The sequence below is a fragment of the Arcobacter sp. YIC-80 genome, assembly GCF_044841725.1.
GTDB lineage: Bacteria > Campylobacterota > Campylobacteria > Campylobacterales > Arcobacteraceae > Arcobacter_B.
Window position 1 is genome coordinate 209,555 of the sequence record NZ_JBJBSI010000004.1, and the last position, 10,566, is coordinate 220,120.

Annotated in this window: 7 protein-coding genes and 2 rRNA genes; 4 read left to right on the forward strand and 5 right to left on the reverse strand. The window is 30.0% G+C overall.

Features of this window, described 5'->3' with window-relative positions; all coding sequences use genetic code 11:
- The first annotated feature begins 51 nt into the window (after nucleotides 1-51).
- Together ACH5BK_RS08075 and ACH5BK_RS08080 are read left to right on the forward strand one after the other, a co-directional pair.
- Complete coding sequence (locus ACH5BK_RS08075) at nucleotides 52-621, forward strand: hypothetical protein (RefSeq protein WP_404306232.1); 570 nt, start codon at nucleotides 52-54, stop codon at nucleotides 619-621.
- An 8-nt stretch (nucleotides 622-629) separates the two neighbouring features.
- Entirely contained in the window at nucleotides 630-1,613 is a 984-nt protein-coding gene (locus tag ACH5BK_RS08080) for a hypothetical protein (RefSeq protein WP_404306234.1), read from the forward strand.
- A 17-nt stretch (nucleotides 1,614-1,630) separates the two neighbouring features.
- Here the strand turns inward: ACH5BK_RS08080 and ACH5BK_RS08085 are convergent, their stop codons facing one another.
- A complete protein-coding gene (locus tag ACH5BK_RS08085; protein ID WP_404306236.1) occupies nucleotides 1,631-2,629 on the reverse strand; it encodes a tRNA pseudouridine(13) synthase TruD in 999 nt (332 codons plus the stop codon).
- A gap of 1 nt (nucleotide 2,630) precedes the next feature.
- Complete coding sequence (dksA, locus tag ACH5BK_RS08090) at nucleotides 2,631-2,999, reverse strand: RNA polymerase-binding protein DksA (protein ID WP_404306238.1); 369 nt, start codon at nucleotides 2,997-2,999, stop codon at nucleotides 2,631-2,633.
- A gap of 110 nt (nucleotides 3,000-3,109) precedes the next feature.
- Here dksA and ACH5BK_RS08095 point away from each other — a divergent pair, with 110 nt between their 5' ends.
- Nucleotides 3,110-3,454 carry a nucleotide pyrophosphohydrolase gene (locus ACH5BK_RS08095; RefSeq protein WP_404306240.1) on the forward strand — a complete coding sequence of 115 codons (345 nt, stop codon included), beginning with the start codon at nucleotides 3,110-3,112 and terminating at the stop codon, nucleotides 3,452-3,454.
- Here the strand turns inward: ACH5BK_RS08095 and ACH5BK_RS08100 are convergent.
- Nucleotides 3,451-6,225, reverse strand: coding sequence for a DUF3427 domain-containing protein (locus tag ACH5BK_RS08100; protein ID WP_404306242.1), 2,775 nt, complete (start codon nucleotides 6,223-6,225; stop codon nucleotides 3,451-3,453). The genes ACH5BK_RS08095 and ACH5BK_RS08100 overlap by 4 nt on opposite strands.
- A 66-nt stretch (nucleotides 6,226-6,291) precedes the next feature.
- Here ACH5BK_RS08100 and ACH5BK_RS08105 point away from each other — a divergent pair, with 66 nt between their 5' ends.
- The gene (locus ACH5BK_RS08105) at nucleotides 6,292-7,011 is read left to right on the forward strand and encodes a hypothetical protein (protein ID WP_404306244.1); all 720 of its coding nucleotides are present in this window, start codon (nucleotides 6,292-6,294) and stop codon (nucleotides 7,009-7,011) included.
- Nucleotides 7,012-7,135: 124 nt separating this feature from the next.
- On the opposite strand, the gene rrf is transcribed toward ACH5BK_RS08105, so the two are convergent.
- Nucleotides 7,136-7,251 (reverse strand): 5S ribosomal RNA (gene rrf / locus ACH5BK_RS08110).
- Between the two features lie 185 nt (nucleotides 7,252-7,436).
- Nucleotides 7,437-10,349 (reverse strand): 23S ribosomal RNA (locus ACH5BK_RS08115).
- Nucleotides 10,350-10,566: the final 217 nt, after the last annotated feature.

Sequence of the window (10,566 nt, forward strand, 5' to 3'; positions counted from 1 at the left end):
TTTATCAAAAATTTTGTAATATACATTTACATTATAAAGAGGTTAATTATTATGAGTATGAAAGAAAATGTCGATTTTGTAAAAGGTGAATTAAATAGTGAAGAAAAGTTTCTTGAAAGCTTTGTAAAAGTTGAGAGAGTTTTTAAAAAATATAAATTCCCAATTATAGCTGTAGTTGTATTATTAATTGCACTAACAGTAGGATTAAGTGTAAAAAGCTACATGGATGAGCAAAATTTAATAAAAGCGAATAAAGCCTTTGAAACACTTCTTCAAAATCCAAAAGATGAAAAAGCATTATCAACTTTAAAAGAAACAAATAACAAGCTTTATCAAGTTGCATCATATATAAATGGTGAAAAAGAAAATATAGAAGTAAAATACTTAAAAGAATTAGTTGCTTACAACAAAGCATTAGAAGAAAACAGTATTGAAAAGTTAAATACATTATCAATGCAAAATGACTTTTTATTAAAAGAATTTGCTATTTTTAATAAAGCTTTACTATTAGCAAATAATGGAAAATATGAAGAAGCAAAAACAGCTTTAAAATTAATTCCAAATGACTCAAAAGCTTTTGAACTTGCTAACTTACTTAAGCATTATTTAGCAACAAAATAAGGATAATTATGAAATATTTATTAACTTCACTTTTAGCTGTTTTATTATTTACAGCTTGTTCTTCAAAAAAATATTTTGAACCAAAAGATGTTGAAGATGATTTAAAAGTTCAAACTTCATCATTACCATCATCAATAAAGGCTATGAATAGAGTAGGTGCTACATTACAATCAAATGAAGTAATTACAAAATATGGACTATCAGATTTTAAATTACCTGAAAATTTTGAGTTTTTAAATTTATCAATTGATGGAAAAGTAATCGCATCAAATAAAAAAGATAGAATTATGATTGGAAGTGAAGAATTAATTTTAAATAATGTAGTTATTGCTGCATCACTTAAAAATAATAAACTAGCATTAATCTATTCTGATAATTCAATTGAGTTAATACAATTAGATACTAAAAAAACTTTATACAAAGACTATTTATCTGATTCCTTAGCAAATGATACAAGAGTTGTAAATCCTTATTTTATGGGTAACTTGATTTTATTTCCAACATTAAATGGAAAAGTAATTATCGTTTCAACATTAAGTAATGACTCTGTAAAAAATATTTCAGTAGATCCAAAAGGTCAATTCAATAATATTATTTTCTTAGATGTTGATAAGCCAACTCAAACTTTAATTACTGCTACAGCAAATAAAGTAGTTTCAATATCTACTAAAGAAATTTTATCAAAAGAGTACGAAATAAGAGATATTATTTTAAAAGACGAATATATTTATATAGCAACAATTGATGGACAAATAATCAAACTGTCTTTAAATCTTGAAGAAATTTCAAAAATGAAATTTAAATATTCAAAAATCCATGCTTTAGCATTTGCAGATGCTTTGTATGCTATTGAATCTCAAGGTTATGTTATTAAAATTGATAAAGATTTTACAAAGAGTAAAGTTTTAGAATTTGATTTTGATAATGAAGAAAGAATGATTGTATTAGGTAACAAAATATATTTTGACAATAAGTATATAACTCTTCCATAAATAGTGTTAAACACTATTTATGAGAAGTTCTTATTTGCTAAATACTCTACTAAAACTGTTGCGTAAGAGCCCTTAGACAAACTAAATTCTAAAGTACAAATATTTTTGTCATTACTAAATTTACAAATAACATCTTTAGGGAAAATTATAGCTTCTCTTCTATATCCTTTATCTTGGATATATGTATCATCAAACTTTTCTTCAATAGCTCTTGCTTCACCAATTGCACGAAATACTTTTCTACCAGGTAGTAGACCTGTAGGAACTATATTTTTTATTGAAAAACTATCTTCAATTGTTTTTGTAATTATTTTAGGTGTTATATATTTTTGTTTTTTGATATCTAAAAAAACATCTCCATTAATTAAATCAAAATTTGTTTTAGAAGTTTTTGTTCTGTTTACTAACCAAGAATTAAAGAAATTACTTTGATATGCCATTATCAACATTTTTGATAATTTTCTATCTTTTATAATCTTTTCACCTTCAATTAATTCTTTCGCTTTTCTAAGATTCTCTTCAACATCTCTCCCAAATCTTTGATAACCAAAATAATTAAGTAAACCTTCTTTAGAAATTTTTTTTAATCTCCTTTGAATATGATTTAAATCTTCAAGAGAAGTATTATGTAAATTAATTCTAAATCTATTTCCTTTTAAATCACCTATATTCAATTTTTTATTATGTAATATAGTTTCTAAAATCTGTATTTTATTACTTCTAAAAGTTTGAATTTTTTTTAAATACTTTTTAGGAATAGAAATATATTGAGTGGTTGTAGCTTTTTTATCTTTTAATCCAGCGTATCCAATTTCATTGGTATAAATATTAAGATATTTTGCAAAAGTTTCTATTAAGTCCCAAGTATCAAGATTTACTTTTTTTACTTTTAAAATAATAAAATTTCCACTATTAGAAAACCTCAAAGGAATTTCATCAACAATAAAATCATTTTCATTTTGTATGAACTCAAAATTCAAAACTTTTGCACTATGGTTATATACTCTTTTTATCACCTTAAGAACTCTTCCTTAATTGTTCATTTTCATAAACTTCTCTACATTCAGTACAATACCTAGCAAAAGGCTTTGCTTTTAGTCTTCCTATGGGAATCACAACTGAACACATATCACATTTACCATATTCACCCGTTTTGATTCTTTTAAGAGCATCTTCAATTTGCTTTAATTCATCTATTTGATGATTAGCAATTGCCCCTTCTGTGAAAGAATCACTTGCTAATTCTGCATAATCTAAGTCATCATTTACTTCTTGACTTTTTAAGCTTTGAATATTTTCTTTACTACCATCAATATTTTCAAGAATTTTTTCTTTTCTATTTTCTAAAGCAATTCTTAGCTCTTCTATTTGCTTTGTATTTGGCATAGGCTTAGTCTCCTTATTTTGAAGTAATTATATACTTTTTAATATATATTATATATAAGAGTATCTATAATAGCTTCCATTATAAAGTAATTTAACAGCAAAGGAATAGCATGAACATAGAAAATATAAAAAAAATAATCTTAAAGTTTTCAAATGATAGAAATTGGGATAAACATCATAATCCCAAAAATTTAGCTATGGCATTAAATGTTGAAGCAGCAGAATTATTAGAGATTTTTCAATGGTTAAATTTACAAGAATCTGAAAATCTAACCATTGATAAAAAAGAACATGCTAAGCAAGAAATAGCTGATATAGCAATTTATCTTATTAGATTATGCATAAAGCTAGATATAGATTTAGAAAAAGCCATCTTAGAAAAAATGATACTAAATGAAAAGAAATATCCATTATTTGACAAAAATAATAAGCCAATAACTTATAATAAAAACTAATCTACAAGCTTAGTAAACTCCTCATATAACTTAGAATTAAGAGGAGTTCGAAGCTTTAATTTTAAATCTATAGGTTTATTATTTTTATAAGAAATACAATCTGCTAAACCAAGATAAATAAAACTTTGTGTCTTTTTATCAACACTTGCATATTTTCTTACAAATATATGTAAATTGACTTGATATTCTTTGTTTTTGACAAGTCTTAAGCCATCTCCTTTATCACTACTATGGCTAGGCTTACTTGAATAAGTAAAAACTTCTTTTGAAACAAAATCATTTACATACTTTTGTGCTTTTAAATATTTATGCTTATCTATAGTAATAAATAAAAAGAAATCATTATTAAATTTTAAAAATCCACTACCTCTGAAAGATGAATGAATTTTATTAAAATTACACAGTTGTGCAATATTTAGCATATTATATTTTTCATAAAGTTTTAACGCAGGTACTCCAAGATAACTTAAACCAAAATTTTTCTCATAATTTATGATTCCATAATTAATACTTTCCTCTATAAATATTTTTTTATTTTCATCTTTTAATAACCTATCAAATATTTCTGATTTATAAATATAACCATCTTTAAATTCAAGTAGTTTTGGATACCTTAAAATCTGCGCTTTATCAAAATAATCTTGCTTCAGAAAATTTATTGCATGAAGTAAAGTATTTTTATCAACTCTTTCTTGATATTTTTCTAATTCTTTTTCTAAAAATATAAAACTTATCTTTTTGTTCTTTGATAAAATTCGTAATATCACAAATTCGTAAACTCTCTTAATAGGTAACAAATACTCAATAAATCTACAAGTTTTTATAAATTCAATATCATTACATAAATCTTCATATTTAGTATCTTTTTCAACCTTTAACAGAAATTCAATATAGGATTTGCTTTCACTAATAAATTTTAATGGATCAATAAAATCATTATAATTTATATAATCACATAACATTGGTATTTTATTTTGTAGATAATCTTTAAATTTAAAATACTCATCTTTTAAATATTTAATACTATTAAAATTTTCTTTGTTAATTTGATCTAAAATTCTTTTTTTAGAAATTTTATCAATACTAATAAATGCATTTTGAAAAATAGCAAAGTTATTTAAGATTGATATTTTTAAACTCTCTTTATCTATTTTTTTGTTTCCTAACATTGCTAAAGCAATTAAAAAAGCTTTGTCATGATTACCTATAAAATCAATTAATGTTAAAAACTCTTTATCTTTATACTTTCTAAGACCACGTCCTAGTTGTTGCGCAAAAACAATTGAAGAGTTTGTAGGTCTTAACATAAGAATAGTATTTATACAAGGAATATCTATCCCTTCATTAAAAATATCAACACAAAATATTACTTCAAGATCATCCATATCGTCTTCTAAACTTTTAATAGCTTTTTCACGGCTTGAAATTGTATTATCACTAGTTAAACTTATACTCTTTATTCCTTTTTTATTAAAGTTTTTTTCCATGAAAAAACAATGTTCCTTTGAAGCACAAAAAGCTAATGCTTTTCTTTTTACTCCACTAAAAGAATAAAAATTCATTTTTTCAATTATAAAATCTACTCTTTTATTTACCATTAAAAGTTTAGTTAACTCATAAATTTTATCTATATTACATGAAGAATAATCAATAGAAACATCACTAACACCATAATAATGAAAAGGAGTGATAAGTTTTTGTTCTAAAGCTTCATTCAATCTAATATCACAAGCAATATTATCATCAAAGTACTCATAAATATTTTCATTATCCATTCTATTTGGAGTTGCTGTAAGACCCAATAGAAAATTTGGATTAAAATATTCAATAACTTTTTTATAACTAGGACTACAGATATGATGAGCTTCATCAACTATAATATAATCAAAAGTATTTTGTTTAAAATCATTAACTCTATTGTGTAAACTTTGGATAGTAGCAAAAATATAATCTTTTTCTAACTCTTTTTTATTACCTGTATATAAACCCATAGATTTATTTTTAATAGAAGCATAAAACGAGTTCATTGCTTTTATTAATATGTTTTCTCTATGAACTATAAATAACATTTTTTTAGGATTGAATTTCTTAACATCAAAAATACTTAAGTATGTTTTTCCCGTACCAGTTGCAGCAATAGCTAAAACTCTTTTTTGTTTTTTTAATCTTAAATATTCAATCTTTTCTAATGCCTCAATTTGCATTTTATTAGGAATTATCTCTTCAATAAATTTAAAATTTTTATGCTTTTTATCTTTAAAATAAAACTCTTTATATCTTAATAAAAAATTTTCATCTACTAAATATGAATCATTCCAAAGGTTCTCAAATTGGATAAAAATATCTTTTATAAATAAATCATCTTTTTTATTTATTGTTTTACAATTCCATTCAATATTAGATTTAAAAGCACTTGCAGTTATATTAGAAGAACCAATTATAACTTCATATTTATTTTCAAACTCAAAAATATATGATTTACTATGAAAACCAACTTGAGTAGTTAAACTATCATATACTTTTAATTCTATATTACTAAACTCATTTATCTTCTCAAGAGCATAAGGTTCAGTAAAATTCAAATATGTAGATGTTAATACTTTTCCTTTTATATTTTTTTTATTGAGTTCATCAAAAGTATCTAATAAAAGTTGAATCCCAGAAAAATTTACAAAAGCAACATTAAAAACAAAAAAATCACATTCTTTTAAAAGTTTTGTTATATAATTATAAAAATTTGAGCTAGCGTTATTTACAAGTAATTTATTCAAAATATAGTCTTTTTTAATTTTGATTATACGTTAGTTTAACTAAACCCACTTTTAATAAAGAAAATTATGAAGCAAAATAATACAATTTACTATTTACAACACAAAGATATATTAAATAAAGATATATTAATAAATGAAATCTATGCAAATAAGACCACGAATTATTATTATAGTGATGATTTCTCTGAAGAATTTTATATTGATTTATGCTCATTAGGATTTATCAGTACTTCTATAATAAATAATAATGAATTATTTTTATTACCAGAAATACAATTTGAATATGCAATCTTAGATTTTAAAGATTTACATATAAGTAAGAAAGTTAAAAAACTTTTAAAAAAAGAAGACTATATATTTGAAGTAGATAAAAATTTAGAAAAAGTTCTTGATAAATTAGATAAATATCATAAACCAAACTGGCTTATAAAAGAATATAAAGAATTAATTATAAAATTAAATAAAAGAAAAAATCATAATAACTTTGAAATTAAAACATTTTGCATAATTGATAAAAATACAAAAGAAATTATTGCAGGTGAAATAGGATATAAAATAGGGAAAACCTATACATCATTAACAGGCTTTAGTTCAAAAGAGAAAAAATACAACAATTATGGAAAATTACAACTAGTAGTAACAGGAGAGTATTTAAAAAAAGAAAGATACAAAATATGGAATTTAGGTCATCCATATATGGAATATAAAATAAAACTAGGAGCTAAGATATACACAAGAGAGCAATTTATAAAAAGATGGATAGAGGCAATAAAAACAGAAAAATAATAAAAAAGGGCTAAAAAAAAAGCTTCTACCTAAAGGAACTGTAAAGAAGTTCAAATAGATAAAAGCTTTTAGAATAAACTGTGCCTTAAAAAGATGAATATCTTTTTGAGAAACAATACTCAAGAGCTGGCAGCGGCCTACGTTTCCACAAGTGAAACCTGCAGTATTATCAGCGATGAAGTGCTTGACTTCCAGGTTCGGAATGGGGCTGGGTATTTCCACTTCTCTATAACCACCAGCAATATGAGTATAAAAAGTTCAAATAAACTCTTTATACTCACATTAGGGTAATGAGTGTAAAGATAATGTTAAAGTCTTATAGCTTCTTAAAAAGATGTTCATCTTTTCAAGGAAACGCTTTGTGAAACAATTCACACATTTATTAAGTAAATATACTTAATAAGATAGTAAACCAAGAAATTTATTAAAAAAAGCCAAACGATCTATTAGTACTAGTCAGCTAAACGTCTTACAACGCTTACACACCTAGCCTATCAACCAGCTAGTCTTGCTGGGATCTTCAGGGAAAGTTCATCTTGAAGTTGGCTTCGAGCTTAGATGCTTTCAGCTCTTATCACATCCGTACATAGCTACCCAACGATGCCCTTGGCAGAACAATTGGTACACTAGTGGTACGTTCATCCCGGTCCTCTCGTACTAGGGACAAATCTCCTCAACTTTCCTACGCCCACGGAAGATAGGGACCGAACTGTCTCACGACGTTCTGAACCCAGCTCGCGTACCGCTTTAAATGGCGAACAGCCATACCCTTGGGACCTGCTCCAGCCCCAGGATGCGATGAGCCGACATCGAGGTGCCAAACCTCCCCGTCGATGTGAGCTCTTGGGGGAGATCAGCCTGTTATCCCCGGCGTACCTTTTATCCTTTGAGCGATGGCCCTTCCACACAGAACCACCGGATCACTATGACCGACTTTCGTCTCTGTTCGACTTGTATGTCTCACAGTCAAGCTAGTTTATGCCATTATACTCAACTGGCGATTTCCATCCGCCATGAACTAACCTTTGTAAGCCTCCGTTACTTTTTAGGAGGCGACCGCCCCAGTCAAACTACCCACCAGACATTGTCCTGGTATAAGATAATTATACACAGTTAGTAACTCAAATATTCAAGGGTGGTATCTCAAGGATGGCTCATCATATACTGGCGTCTATGAATCAAAGCCTCCCACCTATCCTGCACAAGAATATCCAAGCTACAGTGTCAAGCTGTAGTAAAGGTGCACGGGGTCTTTCCGTCTTTCCGCGGGTAGGAGGAATTTTCACCTCCACTACAATTTCACTGGATCCCTGGTTGAGACAGCTCCCATCTCGTTACGCCATTCATGCAGGTCGGTATTTAACCGACAAGGAATTTCGCTACCTTAGGACCGTTATAGTTACGGCCGCCGTTTACTCGGGCTTCGATCAAATGCTTCGCTAATGCTAACATCATCAATTAACCTTCGAGCACCGGGCAGGCGTCACACCTTATACATCCACTTACGTGTTAGCAAAGTGCTGTGTTTTTGGTAAACAGTCGGGAGGGACTCTTTGTTGCAACCTCTTTAGCTTTTGAGAGTAAATCTCTATACCAAAGTAGGCACACCTTATACCGAAGATACGGTGCTAGTTTGCAGAGTTCCTTAACCAGGGTTCTTCCACGCGCCTTAGAATACTCATCCCACCCACCTGTGTCGGTTTACGGTACGGGCAACAAATAATATACTTAGTGGCTTTTCTTGGCACGACAGTATCATCGATTCTCTATCTCCTCCGAAGAGTGTCAAGAGCCTATAAGATCTCGGCTTCATGTAACCCGGATTTGCCTAAGTTACAGCCTACGTCCTTCGACCCACTATTCCATCAGTGTGCTCGATTAACTCTATGCGTCCCCACATCGCGCTTATTTGTTGGTATTGAAATATTAATCAATTTGCCATCGTCTACCCCTCTCGGACTCGACTTAGGTCCCGACTAACCCTACGATGACGAGCATCGCGTAGGAAACCTTGGGTTTTCGGCGAAGAGGATTCTCACCTCTTTTATCGCTACTCATGCCTGCATGCTCACTTCTATCCGCTCCAGCGCTCCTTGCCGGTACACCTTCAACGCTGAATAGAACGCTCTCCTACCACTCAAGTAAACTTGAGTCTAAAGCTTCGGTGCATATCTTAGCCCCGTTATATTTTCCGCGCAGAATCACTAGACCAGTGAGCTGTTACGCTTTCTTTAAAGGATGGCTGCTTCTAAGCCAACCTCCTGGTTGTCACAGTAACTCCACATCGTTTTCCACTTAGATATGACTTTGGGACCTTAGCTGTTAGTCTGGGTTGTTCCCCTCTCGACATAGGATTTTATCACCCTACGCCTGACTCCTGTGATTACACATATAGTATTCATAGTTTGATAGGGTTTGGTACCGCGGTAAGCAGCCCTAGCCCATTCAGTGCTCTACCCCTATATGCTACTACACAAGGCTATACCTAAATATATTTCGGAGAGAACCAGCTATCACGAAGTTTGATTGGCCTTTCACCCCTATCCACAAGTCATCCGAGGACTTTTCAACGCCCACCGGTTCGGTCCTCCACTGGCTCTTACACCAGCTTCAACCTGCTCATGGATAGATCACTTCGTTTCGGGTCTGCAGCATCTGACTAATTCGCCCTATTAAGACTCGCTTTCGCTACGGCTTCGTACTTGACTTAACCTTGCCAGACACCACAACTCGCAGGCTCATTATGCAAAAGGCAGTCCGTCACCCTGATAAATCATAGGGCTCCGAATGATTGTAAGCTAATGGTTTCAGGTTCTATTTCACTCTCCTCACTGGAGTACTTTTCACCTTTCCCTCACGGTACTTGTTCACTATCGATCTGTAAGTAGTATTTAGGATTAGAGGGTGGTCCCCCTAGATTCAGTCAAAATATCACGTGTTCCGACCTACTCAGGATACCATTAGAGCTATTGAAAATTTCGATTACAGGAGTATCACCTTCTATGCTATAGCTTTCCAACTATTTCTTCTATCTTCTTTAGTCTCATGTTATGGTCCTACAACCCCCAATGCAAGCATTGGGTTTGTCCTAATCCGCGTTCGCTCGCCGCTACTAACGGAATCTCATTTGATTTCTCTTCCTGTGGTTACTGAGATGTTTCACTTCGCCACGTTCGCCCCTCGAAAGGTAACATATATCTCTATATGCTGGGTTGTCCCATTCGGAAATCTACGGATCAAAACTTCTTGACAGTTCCCCGTAGCTTATCGCAGTCTAGTACGTCCTTCTTCGCCTCTTACAGTCTAGGCATCCACCATTAGCCCTTAATAGCTTATTTTTGTTGATAAAGTAATTTACATTACTTCACCGTTTTGAATAATTATTCCTTGGCTACTATCTTATTAAATATATTGCTACATCTAATAAAAAAGTTGTGTTTTTAAAATTGTTTCGTTTTTTAGTTTATATTTAAACTCTCATTTAAATATTCGCTAGAAAAATTTTAAGACTTTAACATTATGTTTTTAAATATCATATCCTTTATTTCTAAAGAA

Bases quoted from the DNA above. Each gene is read 5' to 3' on its own strand.
- ACH5BK_RS08095 (WP_404306240.1), top strand. From the start codon at position 3,110: ATGAACATAGAAAATATAAAAAAAATAATCTTAAAGTTTTCAAATGAT.
- ACH5BK_RS08105 (WP_404306244.1), top strand. From the start codon at position 6,292: ATGAAGCAAAATAATACAATTTACTATTTACAACACAAAGATATATTA.
- ACH5BK_RS08075 (WP_404306232.1), top strand. From the start codon at position 52: ATGAGTATGAAAGAAAATGTCGATTTTGTAAAAGGTGAATTAAATAGT.
- dksA (WP_404306238.1), bottom strand. From the start codon at position 2,999: ATGCCAAATACAAAGCAAATAGAAGAGCTAAGAATTGCTTTAGAAAAT.
- ACH5BK_RS08080 (WP_404306234.1), top strand. From the start codon at position 630: ATGAAATATTTATTAACTTCACTTTTAGCTGTTTTATTATTTACAGCT.